Below are 18,279 nucleotides of genomic sequence, written 5' to 3' on the forward strand. Positions count from 1 at the left end.
TATTCATATCCAAAAGATAGAATGAGAAATTCTGATTATTTATAACCAATACCAGCTATAAGAATGAAAAAAATACTTTTGGGATTTGCTTTGGGATGGGCCGCTTTGACGGCTGCCCAGCAATATCCGGATAACGGGTGGGGAAACGACGGTTACTACCAGAATGACGGCGGATATTACAGTGATGATGATGACAGAAATTATTTCCCTGATGACTATTATTATAACTATCCGAATGATTATTATCCGAACGATTATTATCAGGGATATTATAATGACTACCGGAACAGTGTGGTGAACATCAACTGGAATGTATTCTTCCGCCAGAACAGGCTCTCGCCATGGCAGGTAGACCAGATCATACAGCTGAATAACCTGTACGGAAGTTTTGCAGCCTGGAATAACTTTTACAGGTACAATCCGGACAGATGGTATTATGACCGCTTCTACGCGCTGGAAAGGATTATGGGACCAAGGGTTTTTGTGGTATTCCAGAATAATTATTACCGCGGATACAGTCCGGTAGCTTATTTCCAGAATTACAGAAGGACCTATTATGTTCCGAGATACAGGCCTATGCCGCGGTACAGGAATGTGAACATCAATATTTTCAGGGTAGACCGTAATAGGTTCCGTCAGGATAATCCTACCATCAATATTGTCAGGACCAGGAATAACGGATTCAGAGGAGACTCAGATTCAGGAATAAGAACCCATTCCGGCGGTTTCAGGAATTCTGATAATAATGGGGTACGAAACAACAGCGGCTTCCGTGGAAATAATGAGCCAAGAAGGGAAGAAGCACCGAGAAGAGATGACGGATTCAGGAATAATGGTGGTTTCAGAGGAAATAGCGAACCGAGAAGGGAAGAAGCCCCGAAAAGAGATGACGGATTCAGGAATAACGGCGGCTTCAGAGGAAACAGTGAGCCGAGAAGAGAGGAAGCTCCGAGAAGAAATGAAGGATTCCGGAATAACGGAGGATTCCGGCAGCCGGGAAATGACAACACTCCCAGACCTCAGAACAGAGGAAACGAAAGCAGGGGAGGATCAGGCTTCAGAAATGGGCTGGTGAAAAATTAAATAATTTCATATATTATATTTAAGTGGTGTGAAGGACAGATTCTATATGAGCTGTCCTTTTTTTTTTGTTATTGGTTTTTAAATAAAAAATTTTAACATTTTTTATGGATTCTGGTGTTTAACTTCTCTTTTTATTTACAATCAAAAAGATGTATAACAATTAATTGATAATTTAGAAATGAAAAAAATAGTTTTAGCAATAGCATTCATCGGTTGGGGAAGTGTTGCCATGGCACAACAGGTAACCCCTCAGGACAGAACTGGCAAGAGAGCCGAGATGAGAGAGAAGATGCAGCAGAGAGAGCAGGACCACCTGGCTCAGATGCAGAAAGACCTTAAGCTTAATGAAGGCCAGGTAGCCCAGATCAAAGCTCTTCATGATAAACAGAAGGCCGGCATGAAAGCAGACTTCGAAAAAAACAAAGAAATGCGCCAGGCCAGGATGGAAGATATGAAGGCAAGAAGGGCGCAGATGGACGCAGATATGAAAAGAATTTTAACGCCTCAGCAATATGACCAGTGGCAGGCGGAAAGAAAAGAAAAGATGGAGCAGAGAAGAATGGCTATGAAAGACAGAAGAATGATGAGGAAACCTGTTGCCTCTCCGGCTCCGGATATGAAGTGATTGTTCTATAATTTTTGATTTTTAGTGTGTGTTAAGAGGACGGATCTATTCCGTCCTTTTTGTATTATTTCAGCCTAAACTTTTGAATCCGGACATTAATCCTTAATTTTGAGGCATAAATTTTTATACTTATGGTTAGTGAAAAAATCGCGAATTTAATTAATGAGCAAATTGCTCACGAACAGTACGCTGCCCAGTATTACCTTTCTATGTCTGCCTGGTTCTCTGCCAGGGACCTTGACGGGATCGCAAACTATTTCAGGGTACAGAGCAAAGAAGAGCTTATGCATGCTGATAAAATGTTTGATTACCTTAATGATGTAAGCGGTGAAATCATAATCGGTGAGATTCCAAAACCGCCGCATGAATTTGAAAATGCCACTGATATTTTCGAAAAGGCATTGGAGCATGAGAAGAGAGTAACCAAAAGCATATTCAATATCGTTAAGAATGCAAATGACGAAGGGGACTTTGCCACTACTTCATTTCTGCAGTGGTTCATCAATGAGCAGGTAGAGGAAGAAGCAAGCGCTTCACAGCTGGTAACGAAGATCAGAATGGTATGCGATAACCCTTCGGCTTTATACCTTTTTGATCAGGAACTTGCCCAACGGGTATTTTCTCCTGATGCAGGAGCATAAGACAGATTATTCTGCTGTTAAACATAAAAAAGACGAATGTTCACAAACGATTCGTCTTTTTTTATGTTGTCTATAAAGTATCCTATCTTAAGATTATGATATGACCGCGAAACCTATCTGTGTATTATAGGTATACAAGTCTCGTATCAATCACTTTTCTTCCTAATCGTTCCAGCACCCGTTTATAATTTTCAATCTGGTGTTTGTCTTTCTCTGAAGGTTCACCGGTTTTGAAATCAACGATGATGTATCCGTCGGGCCCTTTCAGGATCCTGTCCGGGCGGTATATCCTGCTTTCGCCTCTTTCAGAAACCATAATTTCCTTTTCATTGATTACTTCCCACCGGTCATCAAAAAACTCTGTATGGGTACGGATGATGTCATGAAGCCTTTCCCGGATGGTATCCCGTTCATTTAATGTGATCTGTCCATCCAGGAGATAACGTTCCAATACCTGCTCGATATCATTTTCGGTATTGATCTTAGCCAGAAGCTCATGGGCGAAAAGTCCGATCTTTACTTTTTCATTCCTCGCCTGATAGGTTTTGGAAGGTGTGGCAATCCTGATGGATGTAGTTTTTTCGCTGATATTTTTTAAATTGGGGATATCCCTCGTTCTGAATTCTGAAGTTTTATCGGTAGAATACTTTTTCAGCATCTCAGGATTAACCTCATAAAGGTCAAATTCATCGGCGTTATCCTTATTTTTAGTTTGAAGGAACTCGAGCAACTCAAGATGGTTGGAGGTTTTGTTGGCCTTCTGGATGTAGAAAAATAATTGTTCTACAGGCCGTGTGGTAGCCACATACTGAAGGCAGAGCCGGTCTATGAAATTTTTATAAGAATTCTGGCGGTTAAAATGCTGGATCTCCTCGTCGTACACTTCAAGCGTTTTACTGAACTGGTTGATATTTACGGATTTTAATGATTCGTGGGTTCCCGTTTCAAACCAGTTGCTGAATTCGGCATCGCGATTTTTATTCATCATCGGGATAAAAACGACCGGGAATTCCAGCCCTTTGGCTTTGTGGATGGTCATGATCTGGATCGCATCGATATTCTCTGATGCCTGAATCGTGTATTGTGAAGCTTCCTCATCCCAGTATTTCAGGAATTCTTTGATGCTGGCGCCTGCATTCTGGGTGAAATTGAACAGCATTTCCAGGAAATTCAGCAGGAAATCTTTTTCCCTGTCCTCAAAAGAGAATTCATTGATGTAAAATTCTATATAATTATAGAGGTTGAACCTGGGAAGGAGATCCTGTTTCAGTTTGATACCGTAATGAGCTTCGAGAAAGGCCAGCACTTCCTCATGGGATTCTATGCCGAGGATTTCTTTCATCTCCAGGGTAAAGTCGGGCATCCGGATCCGTCCCAGGCTGTTGAGGTGGTACATCATCATGATCAGGTTAGGCCGGTTTTTAGGATTGGATTCCCATTTCAGGAACTCAATAACGGCTTTTAACGTATTGGATAGCTCCAGTGTCAGTCCTTTTTCAGAAATTGTTTTGACGTTGGTTTCCTGTCCCCGGTACCGTACCTTCAGTCCGCCCAGCTTCTGTGAGTAGCTGAAGATATCGAAATTGCCCCGGCAGAGTACTGTGATGTCTGAAAACCGGAAGCCGTTATCCAGGCATTCCTGAATGTCCTTTCTCATCCTTTCCGAAGTGTCATTGTAAAAATCCTCATTGGTAAGGTTCTCGATAAGATTGACTTTTACCCTTCCGTCAAAGGTCGATTTTGGATTCTGTTCAGCATCCGTACCGAAAATATTGCGGTGCTCTTCTTCTAAAATCTCAGAATGGAAACGGTACAGTTCATTATTGAACTTTACAATATTCTTTGCGCTCCGCCAGTTGTCTTTCAGCACCATCAGGTCTGCTTCCCGTGGTGAGTTTTCTTTTTTATTGATGATGTCCAGCATCAGTTTGCTTTCCCCGCCCCGGAAACGGTAAATACTTTGTTTCGGGTCTCCAACCAGTGTAAAAGAGGTATTCTCTGTCGATATGCTGTGATCCCGTAACGGAATGAAATTCTGCCATTGCAGTTCCGAGGTATCCTGGAACTCATCAAAGAAATAATGCTGGAACTGTGATCCTACCTTTTCATAAATAAAGGCTGACGGCTCATTGCGAAGGTTCTCATTGATCAGGATATTGAATTTTGAAAGCAGTACCAGGTCATTTTCCTCTTCTATCTTTTTCAATTCATCCTGAATATCTTTGTTAACCTTCAGAGGCAGCAGGGCAGAAAGAATTTTCTCTTTTTTCTGGGTCTCAATATACAGCAGGATCAGCTTCATGCGGTTTTCCAGCAACTGATCCAGGATGTCCAGGATATCGGCCTCCTTATTTTTCGATTTTGAAGAAGCACCTTTTCTGTAATTGTTTACAACAGAGTCTTCCTGTGTAGTGGGAAAAGGGAATCCGGGCCTTTTCTGCTGGTAAAAATCCAGCACCTTGACGAAAAAACCTCCAAGCCCGTTCTTTCCCTGGGCAAAATCTTCTACATCAATATCCCTGGACCGGAAAAGCTCTATCGACTGGGCAGCGAGATCTGTGGCTTGCTTCCTGTTCAGCACAATTTCTTTACGGATCCTGTTCTTGATATCTTCATAGCTGCTGTCATCAAAACTTTGATTACTTTTCAGGTATTCATAGTGAATATCCTTAACAAATTCCTTGGCAGAATCATAGAGGCTTTTGTTAAGGTTTATCCGTTCATTGTTTTCCAGGCTGTAATCTACATAATCCATGAAAGAGCTGGATATTGCTTCATTCTCACCGATCTGGTCCAGCATTTTATCTACGGCTTCAATCAGGAATGGCTCAGCCTCGATTTCAAGGTTGAAATTTTTAGCTAATCCCAGTTCATAAGAAAAACTTCTTACCAGCCTGGAATTAAAACGGTCAATGGTTCCGATATTCAGAGTGGAGTAGTTGTGCAGGACATAGTCCAGCAGTTTTTTAGAGCGTACGTGAAGTTCATCAATGGTGATTTTTAAGCCTTCCTCTTCAAAAGCTTTCTGAATATTCTTCAGGTCGGCATTGTCTGCAAATTTTTCAGAGGAGAAGTTCCCGAGCCATGTCAGGATCCTTTCCTTCATTTCATTGGCTGCCTTATTGGTAAACGTAAGGGCCAGAATGTTCCTGATTGACTGATGCTGATAGGGATACCGGAGGCAGATCATCAGAAGGCGCTGAACCAGTGCATAGGTCTTTCCAGACCCTGCGGAAGCATTAATAACCGTATATGAATTCTGCATGTGATGTATTAAAATTGAACAGGCAATTTAGCTATAATTTAAGGAAAATATTAACAATAAGCAAGTCCTATTTAACACTTTCGGGCATCAGAAATAATAATAATATCCTAAAACGCGTTAACGCTGGTTAAACTTATTTTTTAGTCTGAAAATAATTTTAGTTTTGTGCTATCAAACAATGATCCGTGAAAATTAAACTACTATTTATTTTATTTACCTTTTCTTTCATCAGTTTCCATGCACAGGATTATATTTTCGGTAAAATCATTACCGAAGACCGTGCTGAAATTCCTGATGTCACCGTTATCAACATCAGGACAGATGAAAGAGTCATAACTAACAGGGACGGCCATTTTATGATATCCGGAAGGCAGGGAGATGAATTACGCTTTATAAAGGCCGGCTATGAACGCACTGCAAGAAGAATAACCGCTGACAATATCCAGTCGCCGGTAAACATCACACTCATAAGGGCGGCCGAACTTATCCAGGAGGTGGAGATAAAGCAGGGACTGACCGGCAACCTGAAAATAGATTCCAAAAACCTTAACAAACCGAAGAAAGTTGAACAGCTGACGCGTGAAATCGATGCCTATATGGCTAAAAAGTCAGATCCGAGAATCCTTGCTCCGAGACCCGGGGAATTCGTACAGCCTGTAACCAAAGGTGTATTTACAATTGGTAAGATCAAAGATAAATGGGATGATATCGACCTGATGAATTATCTGATTACCGCTTTGGGAGAACAGTTTTTCACTGACCTTAAACTCGAACAATCCCAGATCCAGCATTTCGTGCTTTATGTCCTGAAAAGCGGTTTTGAAAGAAAGAATATTTTAAAATACGGATATTGCAGTGAAGCGGATATCAACCGGTTCAAAGGAGCTGTTTTAAATAAAATTGTATTGTACCGTACTCCTCAAACCACAAAATAGGCTATGAAAAGTTTGTTAACCGGGTTCATGCTAATGGTTACATTAATGGTATCCGTCAATATATACTCCCAGCAGGCAACCATTACCGGAACCATCAGGGATGATAATGATCGGGTGTTGGCCAATGTTATGGTGGTCAATATGGCTACAGATCAGAAGACGGCAACAAATTCAGAAGGCGTATTTTCGGTACAGGCTTCAGCTAATAATGAACTTAGGTTTGTGAAAAAAGGATATGAAAGAATTTCCAGAAGGGTGCTTGTGGAAGGAACCAATTCGCAACTGGTCATCGTTATGGAAAAACTTCCGGAAGAAATTGAAGAAGTAAAGGTACAGCCTCTGAGCGGAGACCTGTCTAAAGATTCTCGAGCCGTAGCCAGGATCAACAAAGGTGAAATTGTTCAGGACGCAGTAGGCCTGCCGCAGCCGGTAGGAAAGATGAGGGAGAAGCCTGCGGAAGTAAAACAGGTTTTATTACCGATGCTTTTTGGGCAGCTGAATGTACAGGGTGCCTATGATCTGATCAGCGGAAAAGCGAGAAGGCAGAAACGGCAGTACCGGTATGATGACCTTCAGGAGCATATTCTATGGGTACGCAACCGGGTAGATGACGACTATTTTACCAAGGCAGGAGTACCGCTGGAAAGAATTTCTGAATTTATCGAATTCTCATTCCTGGTCAGGCCGCAGGTACGTACGTATGTTAAAGCCAGAAATTTATCCGGGGTCCTCCTCAGGATAGAAGAAGCCCTTCCTTTATATATAGAGCGGCTGCAGAAGAAACAGTAAGTAGATTCCTTATCAATCAATTACGGAATAAAAATTGCTGCAATATGAATGTACAATCACAAATTACATGAATAAAAGTAATATCTCAATAGCCATTGCAGCATTAGGCTTTATTATAGGTTTAGCCATCTTAGGCAGTGCTATAAAAACCGTAACAAGTCTGAAAATACCATTGCCGTTACAGGATTGGGCACCAAAAAATTCACTTCTGACCTTATTACCTGGTCAGGAAGCTTTTCAAAAAACAATGTCGATTTAAAATCGGCTTATGATGAACTTGCCCTTGACCGGAAAGTCATCAACGATTATCTTATTTCAAAAGGAATCAGACAAAATGAGATCGTATTTTCATCGGTCGATATCCAGAAGCAGTTCAGGAGTTATAATGATGCTAACGGAAATTATGTCCAGGGAGAATTTTCCGGCTATAACCTGACCCAGAAAGTATCTATTGAAAGTAAGGAAGTGGCAAAAATTGAAAACCTGTCAAGGAATATTACGGAGATCATCAACCGCGGTATTGAGTTCACTTCTTCTTCACCTTCTTATTTCTATACAAAACTGGCTACCGTTAAGCAAGAAATGATCGCTGCAGCAACCAAGGATGCGCGTGAGCGCGCAGGGAAAATTGCAGAAAATTCCGGAAGCAGCCTTGGGCACCTTAAAAAGGCAACCACCGGTGTCATTCAGATCACAGCACCTAATTCCAATGAGGATTATTCCTACGGCGGAACGTTCAATACATCCTCCAAAGAAAAGGAAGCCAATATTACCATCAAGCTGGAATATGAGGTAGACTAGTTGATGAGTAATGAGCAATTAGTAATGAGTAATAAAAGATAATTGATCAATGATGATTGAAGGATAATAGGTTATGAATTATAATTATTTTCTTGGTTCTTCACCTTATATCTAATGTCTGGCGTCTTGCGTCTGAAATCTGATATCTTTTATTTAATGTCTGTCTTATCATCTATCCGTTATTTCTTTAATTAAGATAGTATGTATAAAGAGAGAGTAACTCTATGATCATACCTTTTAATTTTCAGATATTCCTAAATATGCATTATACGATTCTGCAACATATTCCTTTAATATAATGGCCTCAAATTATTACCATTCGTTAATATAATTATATATAGAGCTTCTATATTAATGAGATACGCATATTACTGTTGAATATTATCCAATGGTAAATATCAGCTTGTAACTCAACGTAAACGGGTCTCATGCCTGGAAGCTTATGAATGAGTGCCTATTATTTATCATTAATCAATCATCATTCATCAATGATCATTTATCTTCCATTACCCATTACCCATTACCCATTACCCATTACCCATTACCCATTACCCATTACCTATTACTTATGCCCTGATCCCTGTGGATAAGTACAGCTGTTCTCGTAAGTGCTGTTATTACAGGGCCCTACCGTACCATTTTCCCCACAAAGTAAAATTAATATGAACTTTATGTTAAATAAATTTGGAAGTTGTGGGTTGAAGGTTCTATCTTTGCCCCACTGAAAACGAGAGTATATCAGTAAGCGCAGAAGGGCTTTTAGATAAGCGGTATAATTTTAAGAGAGTTACTTTAGAGATACGATGAAATCGGATTGATTGCTGAAAAACTTTTTGAAAAAAAAGTTGTGGGAGTTAAAAAGTTTTGTATCTTTGCAATCCCAAACAACGGGAGCGCAGGAGTAGATGACCTAAGGGTTTAGAGAGGGTTAAGGTTAAGAAAAAAAAACTTTAAAATTTCTTTCAGAAACATTTGGTCAAATCAAAATAAAGTTTTACTTTTGCACTCGCAAATACGAAGCGAAACACTGACAGAGAGAAAGTAGTTTTGTAGGAAGCGAAAGAAAAAAGATCATTGACATACAATATAACAACCAAGTAAGGAAAAACTAAAGCGTTAAAAAACTTTGAGTGAGCCAAGACAAACATACAATGGAGAGTTTGATCCTGGCTCAGGATGAACGCTAGCGGGAGGCCTAACACATGCAAGCTGAGCGGTAGAGATCTTTCGGGATCTTGAGAGCGGCGTACGGGTGCGGAACACGTGTGCAACCTGCCTTTATCAGGGGGATAGCCTTTCGAAAGGAAGATTAATACTCCATAATATATTAAATGGCATCATTTGATATTGAAAACTCCGGTGGATAGAGATGGGCACGCGCAAGATTAGATAGTTGGTGAGGTAACGGCTCACCAAGTCGATGATCTTTAGGGGGCCTGAGAGGGTGATCCCCCACACTGGTACTGAGACACGGACCAGACTCCTACGGGAGGCAGCAGTGAGGAATATTGGACAATGGGTTAGCGCCTGATCCAGCCATCCCGCGTGAAGGACGACGGCCCTATGGGTTGTAAACTTCTTTTGTACAGGGATAAACCTATTTACGTGTAAATAGCTGAAGGTACTGTACGAATAAGCACCGGCTAACTCCGTGCCAGCAGCCGCGGTAATACGGAGGGTGCAAGCGTTATCCGGATTTATTGGGTTTAAAGGGTCCGTAGGCGGATGTGTAAGTCAGTGGTGAAATCTCACAGCTTAACTGTGAAACTGCCATTGATACTGCATGTCTTGAGTAAGGTAGAAGTGGCTGGAATAAGTAGTGTAGCGGTGAAATGCATAGATATTACTTAGAACACCAATTGCGAAGGCAGGTCACTATGTCTTAACTGACGCTGATGGACGAAAGCGTGGGGAGCGAACAGGATTAGATACCCTGGTAGTCCACGCCGTAAACGATGCTAACTCGTTTTTGGGTTTTCGGATTCAGAGACTAAGCGAAAGTGATAAGTTAGCCACCTGGGGAGTACGTTCGCAAGAATGAAACTCAAAGGAATTGACGGGGGCCCGCACAAGCGGTGGATTATGTGGTTTAATTCGATGATACGCGAGGAACCTTACCAAGGCTTAAATGGGAATTGATCGGTTTAGAAATAGACCTTCCTTCGGGCAATTTTCAAGGTGCTGCATGGTTGTCGTCAGCTCGTGCCGTGAGGTGTTAGGTTAAGTCCTGCAACGAGCGCAACCCCTGTTACTAGTTGCTACCATTAAGTTGAGGACTCTAGTAAGACTGCCTACGCAAGTAGAGAGGAAGGTGGGGATGACGTCAAATCATCACGGCCCTTACGCCTTGGGCCACACACGTAATACAATGGCAGGTACAGAGGGCAGCTACACAGCGATGTGATGCGAATCTCGAAAGCCTGTCTCAGTTCGGATTGGAGTCTGCAACTCGACTCTATGAAGCTGGAATCGCTAGTAATCGCGCATCAGCCATGGCGCGGTGAATACGTTCCCGGGCCTTGTACACACCGCCCGTCAAGCCATGGAAGTCTGGGGTACCTGAAGTCGGTGACCGTAAAAGGAGCTGCCTAGGGTAAAACAGGTAACTAGGGCTAAGTCGTAACAAGGTAGCCGTACCGGAAGGTGCGGCTGGAACATCTCATTTTAGAGCGTCTTATAGACGATAAACAAAATTAGTATCGCAAGATACGTTGGACTTACTTAAAGTAAAGCTTTAGTTTTTTTATTGGTTGATTTATATTAAAAATACAAACCCACTAGAAATTAGTAAAAGGGAGGAAGAGATTTTAGATTATAAATGATAGATTTTAGATTTGAAAATTAATTTAAAATTCAAAATTTAAAATTTAAAATTACATGAAGTCTCGTAGCTCAGCTGGTTAGAGCGCTACACTGATAATGTAGAGGTCGGCAGTTCGAGCCTGCCCGAGACTACTAATTGAAGGGATTAAGATATTGAGAAATTAAGGAATTAAGAAATTAGCGCGAGCAGATCTCTTAATCTCAAAATCTCTAAATTTTTTAATCTTAACTAGAGGGGGAATTAGCTCAGCTGGCTAGAGCGCCTGCCTTGCACGCAGGAGGTCAAGGGTTCGACTCCCTTATTCTCCACATATTGTACGGAGTACTACGGTACAGAAGTATGATGTATGAGGGTAATAAAAGGATATGTGTATTCTACATAATGACGGAGCCGTCATTAATACATATTACTTGGTTACTTAAGTACAAGCAAATAAGATCATTGACATTAACGGTAAAGACATCACAAAGAGAAAACCGAGCACTTATAAGTGCTTGAGTAACCTAAAAATAGGAAAGAAATCGTTAAGGGCGTATGGCGGATGCCTAGGCTTTCAGAGGCGAAGAAGGACGTGGTAAGCTGCGAAAAGCTCGGGGGATTGGCACACACGAATTGATCCCGAGATGTCCGAATGGGGCAACCCGGCATGTTGAAGACATGTCACTCTAATTTATTAGAGAGCAAACCCGGAGAACTGAAACATCTAAGTACCCGGAGGAAAAGAAATCGAAGAGATTCCGTAAGTAGTGGCGAGCGAAAGCGGATTAGCCCAAAAGTCTTTATATATTTAGAAGAACGTACTGGAAAGTGCGGCCATAGACGGTGATAGCCCGGTAATCGAAAGGTATATATAGATGATAAATGAGTATGGCGGGACACGTGAAATCCTGTCTGAATATGGGGGGACCATCCTCCAAGGCTAAATACTCCTGAAAGACCGATAGTGAACAAGTACTGTGAAGGAAAGGTGAAAAGCACTTCGAATAGAAGGGTGAAATAGAACCTGAAACCGTACGCCTACAAGCGGTCGGAGCACTGATATGGTGTGACGGCGTGCCTTTTGCATAATGAGCCTACGAGTTAATTTTACTAGCGAGGTTAAGGACTTAAGGTCCGGAGCCGGAGCGAAAGCGAGTCTGAATAGGGCGCATAGTTAGTAGGATTAGACGCGAAACCTTGTGATCTACCCATGGGCAGGTTGAAGCTCTGGTAACACAGAGTGGAGGACCGAACCGGTTGACGTTGAAAAGTCTTCGGATGACCTGTGGGTAGGGGTGAAAGGCCAATCAAACTGGGAGATAGCTCGTACTCTCCGAAATGCATTTAGGTGCAGCGTCGATATATAGTTTATTAGAGGTAGAGCTACTGATTGGATGCGGGGGTTTCATCGCCTACCAATTCCTGACAAACTCCGAATGCTAATAAATGATGGTCGGCAGTGAGGGCATGGGTGCTAAGGTCCATGTCCGAAAGGGAAAGAACCCAGACCAACAGCTAAGGTCCCTAAATATATGCTAAGTTGAAACAACGCGGTTGGACTGCATTGACAGCTAGGATGTTGGCTTGGAAGCAGCCATTCATTTAAAGAGTGCGTAACAGCTCACTAGTCGAGCGGTCCGGCATGGATAATAATCGGGCATAAGCATATTACCGAAGCTATGGGATTAATTAAATTAATCGGTAGGAGAGCATTCTATCGGCGTAGAAGCTGAGTCGTGAGGCTTGGTGGAGCTTATAGAAAAGAAAATGTAGGCATAAGTAACGATAAAGGGGGCGAGAAACCCCCTCACCGAAAGACTAAGGTTTCCTCAGCCATGCTAATCAGCTGAGGGTTAGTCGGGACCTAACGCGAACCCGAAAGGGGTAGTGGATGGACAATGGGTTAATATTCCCATACTTGCTCACACTAAAAAGGGGACGGTTCAATGTAGCTACTGGAGACTGACGGAATAGTCAAGGCCTAGCCTTCGGGCGAAGCTGCTGTAGTGAACTTGGATCCAAGAAAAGCCGAAGTGAAGCAACCCGTACCAAAACCGACACAGGTGGTCGAGGAGAGAATCCTAAGGTGCTCGAGTGAGTCGTGGCTAAGGAACTAGGCAAAATAGTCTCGTAACTTCGGAAGAAGAGACGCCAGCAGCAATGCTGGCCGCAGTGAAGAGGCCCAGGCGACTGTTTATCAAAAACACAGGACTCTGCTAAATCGAAAGATGCTGTATAGGGTCTGACACCTGCCCGGTGCTGGAAGGTTAAGGAAGGGCGTTAGCGTAAGCGAAGCGTTTGACTGAAGCCCCAGTAAACGGCGGCCGTAACTATAACGGTCCTAAGGTAGCGAAATTCCTTGTCGGGTAAGTTCCGACCTGCACGAATGGTGTAACGATCTGGGCACTGTCTCAGCCACGAGCTCGGTGAAATTGTAGTATCGGTGAAGATGCCGATTACCCGCAATGGGACGAAAAGACCCTGTGAACCTTTACTATAACTTCGTATTGACTTTGAGTAAGTAATGTGTAGGATAGGTGGGAGGCTTTGAAGCTGGCACGCTAGTGTCGGTGGAGCCAACGTTGAAATACCACCCTTTACTTACTTGGAGCCTAACTTCTTTTAGAAGGACATTGCGTGGTGGGTAGTTTGACTGGGGTGGTCGCCTCCAAAAGAGTAACGGAGGCTTTCAAAGGTACCCTCAGCACGCTTGGTAACCGTGCGTAGAGTGTAATGGCATAAGGGTGCTTGACTGTGAGACCTACAAGTCGATCAGGTGCGAAAGCAGGACATAGTGATCCGGTGGTTCCGTATGGAAGGGCCATCGCTCATAGGATAAAAGGTACTCCGGGGATAACAGGCTAGTCTCCCCCAAGAGCTCACATCGACGGGGAGGTTCGGCACCTCGATGTCGGCTCGTCACATCCTGGGGCTGGAGAAGGTCCCAAGGGTTGGGCTGTTCGCCCATTAAAGTGGCACGCGAGCTGGGTTCAGAACGTCGTGAGACAGTTCGGTCTCTATCTATTGCGGGCGTTAGATGTTTGAGAGGGCTTGATTCTAGTACGAGAGGACCGAATTGAACAAACCTCTGGTGTATCAGTTGTACCGCCAGGTGCACCGCTGAGTAGCTACGTTTGGAAGAGATAAACACTGAAAGCATATAAGTGTGAAACTCGCCTCAAGATGAGACATCTTTTAAGGGTCGTGGGAGATGACCACGTTGATAGGCTACAGGTGTAAAGTTGGTAACAGCATAGCCGAGTAGTACTAATTACCCGTAGATTTATAGCCTATAAGGTTGCAGTAAGCTTAAAGCAGTATGCTGTAAGCCAAGCCTTATAAGTGCGCTACTGGTTTTGCCTTTGTGATGAAATTTACCGATAAAATATGTAACATGTACCCTTGTAAAAAGTATTAATGAAAATCATGAATACGTTTTACATCAATACAACAGTACATTCTACATTATATACCTTATTTAGGGTGGTTTTAGCGGTGGGGCTCACCTGTTCCCATTCCGAACACAGAAGTTAAGCCCACCAGCGCCGATGGTACTGCGACAAGCGGGAGAGTAGGTCGCCGCCAGTTTTTATTGTAAACCTCATACAGCAATGTGTGAGGTTTTTTTGTGCCCTAAAGTCAGAGAAGAGACAAGAATCAAGAACCAAGAGTCAAGAATCAAGAACCAGGAATCAAGAGGCAAGATGTCAGACATCAGACACCAGATATCAGATATCAGATATTAGATATCGGATCAAACACAAAACAATAAAGTACCTGGAAACTAGCCTAACAGATAAGAGACAGATAGATAAATAGAGGATAGACGGATAGAAGATAGATAACAGAGCCAGGAATCAAGACAGAAATGCTATATCAGAGAGATTAGAGATTATATTTTAATGTTTTACATGAAATATCAGAATGCCAACAAGCAAACGCCAAAGCATCAGGCGTTACTCAGGTCAGACATTATGCTGCCAGCAATTGATATCATCACATCTTCCAGATAATACAAACAACACCGAACTCAATCATCACTCATCACTTATAACTCTAAAGCACTAGACTCTCAGAGTCCCTAACTCTAAAACAAAAAAGCTCTCTAACAAAAAATCCCAAAACTTACGTTCTGGGATCTGTCTGTATCATTCATTATTAATGGTATACGATATCATAGATTTCATCTTTGGCGTCCTGGAGATTGTCCGGAACATAATTGGCGAGCAGCCAAAGGTTAAGGGATTTTTTGCCTTCGCCGTAACTGGGTTGTACATACATTTCATCAATGAGGTTAAAGCCGTTTCGCTGATAGAAAGAATAGCGTCTTCTGGCATTTTCTCCCAAGCTTTCAGGTTCGATCTCCAGGATAATTCTGGGATGGTTTTTAAAGAGGTACTCGGTGATACCGGAACCTAATTTTTGATTTCTGAATTCAGAAAAAACTTCAAAGTGTTCCACAAAAACGAAATTACTCAGCTCCCACAAGATCAGGTAGCCGATATTTTCTGCTTCATGCAGCACAGAAATCACTTTAACCTTAGGATGCGGGAAAAGGCTGACAAATTTGTACCAGTCCCTGCGCTCATCTTCAGTAAAAGAGGTAGAATAAGAGTCGTAAATTTTTTTCGCCCGGTAATCATCGGGAGAGGTAACATGTAAAAATTCCATAGTTATAAATCAAAGACCCCCGGTCTTCTTGTGATGAAAATATCCTTAATCCATAAAGTGAATGCCAGTCCCACATAGATCAGAAAGAAAAAACCGGCAGTAGCAAAGGTGGAGTATATAAAAAATACCCTGAGTTTAGATACGGGAATCCCCAGTTTAGCACCGGTTCTGGTCAATACCCCAAACCATTCCCTTTCCATTTTATGACGAATATTATTAAGCATTTTTAAGATCCTTTTAATAGTTTAAATCCGATGCTGCAATTTAAGCAATTTTTTTCTTCACAATAATTTTTATAATGAAAAATCATGCTTTGACTTTCCAAAGCAGTATTCACCGGTACGCCTAGTTTTTTCCACTGTTCAGTAACAGAATTTTTTTCAGCAGATAATTGCCGGTACAAGGACAGTATCCTGTCTGCCGTTTCCTCATGATGGTACCTGTAGTAAGTGTATCTCAGCGGAAGGATAGTATTTAGCATAATCAGCCTGATAAACTCATCGCTCAGCGTTTTGGAATAGATGGTCTCGGTTGGCTTGGCAAAATTAAACCGGTTGTCCCAATATGCTGATGCCTTTACCTCAGAAAATGTTTCATAAATGTGGTCTATGCGATCTGTAAATATCAGTTTTGAAAATAGATTTTGCTGCTCATAAAGACTTGCCAGTTGAGCAAGGCGGATCGTTGGGAAATTGGCTGGACGCAAACGCAGGAACTTCGGACGGAATATAATATCAGGAATTTTAAATTTAATCTTTATAAAATCGAATTCCCTTTTCCAGACCTGCATCGTTTCATCCTGAGGCTTTTCCAGCCAGCCTGCAAGACCAAATAACAGGGCTTCCATCTGTATTCTGTTCTGCCGGATCTTCTGGATGACAGCAAAGTCTATGCTTTCTGCAATAGTCCTGAAAATAGCTGCATTTACTTTTAGCCCGAAAGAATAGGCCATACTCTGGAATAATACAGCTTCAAAGTTATTTTGATACCGTTCCAGACTTAGTTCAAGTTCCTCTGATTTCCTTTGGAGCTTTTTCAGCACATTTTCATCGTGGAAGTTTACCGGAATATCTTTCGGGCTGAAAATATTTTCACAGGGAATAAATTGCTTTCCGTTCAGCTGTTCCGAATATTTCCGCACGATTTCCTCATCAATATAATCTTTAAGCTCAAGGGTCGGAATATTTTTGCTTTGCAGTTCGGCAAGATCTGTATCATGATGAAGGACGGCATGGAGAATAACATTTTCGTAATTAGGATCCTGGGAATGCTGGTGAAAAATCCAGTCTGAAGATTTTATATGAAGTTCGATATGGCCTGCAAGGACCATATTCCCGAATTTAATTTTAGCATTGAGGAAATCCGGTCCGGAATCTGAATTCCATGTTCCGAAACTGATGATATCAACGGAGTTGCCTTCAATATCCTTGAAGTCAAAATGTCTGAAAACCTTATGGTTCCAAAGATATTGAAGCAATTTTTCCGTCATGAGTGTACCACAAATATAGCAAAATGCTATACTTTGGTCAACTCCTTTCTGAAATTTTCTATTGTTGTTCTATACATTGCTTCATAAATAGGAAGAATGTTTTTCAAATCGAACTTTATAGCCTGTGCTTTCGCATTTTGCTTCATTTTGGCTAAAAGTTCTTCATTGCTCAGCAGCTTAATCGTGTAATTGCTCATGGCCTCCACATTTCCGATTTCTGCCAGATATCCTGTTTCCCCCTGAATATTTACTTCAGGAATTCCCCCGGCGTTGGAACTGATTACGGGGGTGTGGGCAGCCATAGCTTCAAGGGCAGCCAATCCGAAGCTTTCCTGCTCCGAAGGCAGAAGGAATACATCTGAAAGCTGGAGGATTCTGTATAAGTCATTTACTTTCCCCAGCAGGCGGATTTTAGAGATCAGCTCAGGATTTTCTTCCAGGAACTGGTTCACCTTTTCCATATCGGGGCCCTCTCCGATAATAATCAACCTGGATTTTACCTTTTTCTGCACACTCTTAAAAATCTGGAGTACCTCACTGATCCGCTTTACGGGACGCAGGTTGGATACGTGGATAAGTATCTTTTCATCCGGATTGGCAAACTGGCTTCTCTGGCAGTCAGAATGTCCGTCAAATTCAGAATTATCAATAAAATTGGTAATGACCTGAATATCTTTTTTGATGTTGAAAAACTGCAATGTATCCTTTTTAAGGCTTTCGGAAACTGAAGTAATGGCATCTGACTGGTTAATGGAAAACTCTACAGCATGCTTATAACTCGGATGTTGCCCTACCAAGGTAATATCGGTTCCATGAAGGGTCGTTACCAATGGAATGTCATTGTTATCTTCTTTGAGCATCTGTTTGGCTGTAAATGCAGCATAAGCATACGGAATGGCATAATGGGCATGCAGGAGGTCCAGCTTATAAAGATTAACTACACGGTAGATCATGGAGCTTAATGCAATATCATAAGGCTGGTACTGAAAGAGCGGATAAGTCTGAACATTGACCCGGTGGAAAAAGATATTCGGATTGGTAATATCCAGCCGTGCCGGAAGGGCGGAACTTATAAAATGTACTTCATAGCCCTTGTTGGCAAGCGACATTCCCAGTTCTGTCGCTACAATTCCGCTTCCTCCGTAGGTGGGATAGCAAAGTATGCCTATTTTCATGA

Annotated in this window: 10 protein-coding genes, 2 tRNA genes, 3 rRNA genes and 1 pseudogene; 11 read left to right on the forward strand and 5 right to left on the reverse strand. The window is 42.2% G+C overall.

Annotation, left to right across the window (positions count from 1 at the left end; genetic code table 11):
• The first annotated feature begins 63 nt into the window (after positions 1-63).
• The 3 genes from CGB83_RS15070 to CGB83_RS15080 all read left to right on the forward strand — a co-directional run bounded on the left by CGB83_RS15070 (position 64) and on the right by CGB83_RS15080 (position 2,349).
• The gene (locus CGB83_RS15070; RefSeq protein ID WP_100076548.1) at positions 64-1,083 is read left to right on the forward strand and encodes a hypothetical protein; all 1,020 of its coding nucleotides are present in this window, start codon (positions 64-66) and stop codon (positions 1,081-1,083) included.
• A 178-nt stretch (positions 1,084-1,261) separates the two neighbouring features.
• Positions 1,262-1,708 carry a hypothetical protein gene (locus CGB83_RS15075; protein WP_100076549.1) on the forward strand — a complete coding sequence of 149 codons (447 nt, stop codon included), beginning with the start codon at positions 1,262-1,264 and terminating at the stop codon, positions 1,706-1,708.
• 131 nt (positions 1,709-1,839) lie between these two features.
• Positions 1,840-2,349 carry a ferritin gene (locus tag CGB83_RS15080; protein ID WP_100076550.1) on the forward strand — a complete coding sequence of 170 codons (510 nt, stop codon included), beginning with the start codon at positions 1,840-1,842 and terminating at the stop codon, positions 2,347-2,349.
• A gap of 124 nt (positions 2,350-2,473) precedes the next feature.
• On the opposite strand, the gene CGB83_RS15085 is transcribed toward CGB83_RS15080, so the two are convergent.
• A complete protein-coding gene (locus CGB83_RS15085) occupies positions 2,474-5,614 on the reverse strand; it encodes a UvrD-helicase domain-containing protein (RefSeq protein WP_100076551.1) in 3,141 nt (1,046 codons plus the stop codon).
• Positions 5,615-5,799: 185 nt separating this feature from the next.
• Here CGB83_RS15085 and CGB83_RS15090 point away from each other — a divergent pair, with 185 nt between their 5' ends.
• The 8 genes and pseudogenes from CGB83_RS15090 to rrf all read left to right on the forward strand — a co-directional run bounded on the left by CGB83_RS15090 (position 5,800) and on the right by rrf (position 14,530).
• Positions 5,800-6,549, forward strand: a complete 750-nt coding sequence (locus CGB83_RS15090; RefSeq protein WP_100076552.1) for a carboxypeptidase-like regulatory domain-containing protein — start codon at positions 5,800-5,802, stop codon at positions 6,547-6,549.
• Positions 6,550-6,552: 3 nt separating this feature from the next.
• The gene (locus tag CGB83_RS15095) at positions 6,553-7,338 is read left to right on the forward strand and encodes a carboxypeptidase-like regulatory domain-containing protein (RefSeq protein WP_228419956.1); all 786 of its coding nucleotides are present in this window, start codon (positions 6,553-6,555) and stop codon (positions 7,336-7,338) included.
• Positions 7,339-7,405: 67 nt separating this feature from the next.
• Positions 7,406-8,139: pseudogene (locus tag CGB83_RS15100) on the forward strand (SIMPL domain-containing protein).
• Positions 8,140-9,287: 1,148 nt separating this feature from the next.
• Positions 9,288-10,804, forward strand: a 16S ribosomal RNA gene (locus CGB83_RS15105).
• A 216-nt stretch (positions 10,805-11,020) separates the two neighbouring features.
• A tRNA-Ile gene (locus tag CGB83_RS15110) sits at positions 11,021-11,094 on the forward strand.
• A gap of 103 nt (positions 11,095-11,197) precedes the next feature.
• Positions 11,198-11,271 (forward strand) — tRNA-Ala (locus CGB83_RS15115).
• Positions 11,272-11,477: 206 nt separating this feature from the next.
• Positions 11,478-14,233: ribosomal RNA gene (locus tag CGB83_RS15120) — 23S ribosomal RNA — on the forward strand.
• A 188-nt stretch (positions 14,234-14,421) separates the two neighbouring features.
• A 5S ribosomal RNA gene (rrf, locus tag CGB83_RS15125) occupies positions 14,422-14,530 on the forward strand.
• Together the 16S, 23S and 5S rRNA genes with 2 tRNA genes alongside form the textbook arrangement of a ribosomal RNA operon.
• 570 nt (positions 14,531-15,100) lie before the next feature.
• Here the strand turns inward: rrf and CGB83_RS15130 are convergent.
• From CGB83_RS15130 to bshA, 4 genes are read right to left on the reverse strand one after another with little or no spacing between them, the layout of a single operon-like run.
• Complete coding sequence (locus CGB83_RS15130) at positions 15,101-15,613, reverse strand: GNAT family N-acetyltransferase (protein ID WP_100076553.1); 513 nt, start codon at positions 15,611-15,613, stop codon at positions 15,101-15,103.
• Positions 15,614-15,615: 2 nt separating this feature from the next.
• Positions 15,616-15,837: a PspC family transcriptional regulator gene (locus tag CGB83_RS15135; RefSeq protein WP_100076554.1), complete on the reverse strand. Its 222-nt coding sequence runs from the start codon at positions 15,835-15,837 to the stop codon at positions 15,616-15,618.
• Positions 15,838-15,839: 2 nt separating this feature from the next.
• Positions 15,840-17,102 (reverse strand): DUF2851 family protein, encoded by a 1,263-nt coding sequence (locus CGB83_RS15140; RefSeq protein ID WP_100076555.1) that lies wholly within the window; start codon positions 17,100-17,102, stop codon positions 15,840-15,842.
• 26 nt (positions 17,103-17,128) lie between these two features.
• Positions 17,129-18,277, reverse strand: coding sequence for an N-acetyl-alpha-D-glucosaminyl L-malate synthase BshA (gene bshA / locus CGB83_RS15145; protein ID WP_100076556.1), 1,149 nt, complete (start codon positions 18,275-18,277; stop codon positions 17,129-17,131).
• Between the last annotated feature and the right edge of the window lie 2 nt (positions 18,278-18,279).

The sequence above is a fragment of the Chryseobacterium camelliae genome (assembly GCF_002770595.1).
GTDB classification, from domain to species: Bacteria; Bacteroidota; Bacteroidia; order Flavobacteriales; family Weeksellaceae; genus Chryseobacterium; species Chryseobacterium camelliae.

Excerpts from the sequence above, each read along its gene's own strand:
- CGB83_RS15070 (WP_100076548.1), top strand. The coding sequence starts at position 64 with ATGAAAAAAATACTTTTGGGATTTGCTTTGGGATGGGCCGCTTTGACG.
- CGB83_RS15075 (WP_100076549.1), top strand. The coding sequence starts at position 1,262 with ATGAAAAAAATAGTTTTAGCAATAGCATTCATCGGTTGGGGAAGTGTT.
- CGB83_RS15080 (WP_100076550.1), top strand. The coding sequence starts at position 1,840 with ATGGTTAGTGAAAAAATCGCGAATTTAATTAATGAGCAAATTGCTCAC.
- CGB83_RS15085 (WP_100076551.1), bottom strand. The coding sequence starts at position 5,614 with ATGCAGAATTCATATACGGTTATTAATGCTTCCGCAGGGTCTGGAAAG.
- CGB83_RS15095 (WP_228419956.1), top strand. The coding sequence starts at position 6,553 with ATGAAAAGTTTGTTAACCGGGTTCATGCTAATGGTTACATTAATGGTA.
- CGB83_RS15130 (WP_100076553.1), bottom strand. The coding sequence starts at position 15,613 with ATGGAATTTTTACATGTTACCTCTCCCGATGATTACCGGGCGAAAAAA.
- CGB83_RS15135 (WP_100076554.1), bottom strand. The coding sequence starts at position 15,837 with ATGCTTAATAATATTCGTCATAAAATGGAAAGGGAATGGTTTGGGGTA.
- CGB83_RS15140 (WP_100076555.1), bottom strand. The coding sequence starts at position 17,102 with ATGACGGAAAAATTGCTTCAATATCTTTGGAACCATAAGGTTTTCAGA.
- bshA (WP_100076556.1), bottom strand. The coding sequence starts at position 18,277 with ATGAAAATAGGCATACTTTGCTATCCCACCTACGGAGGAAGCGGAATT.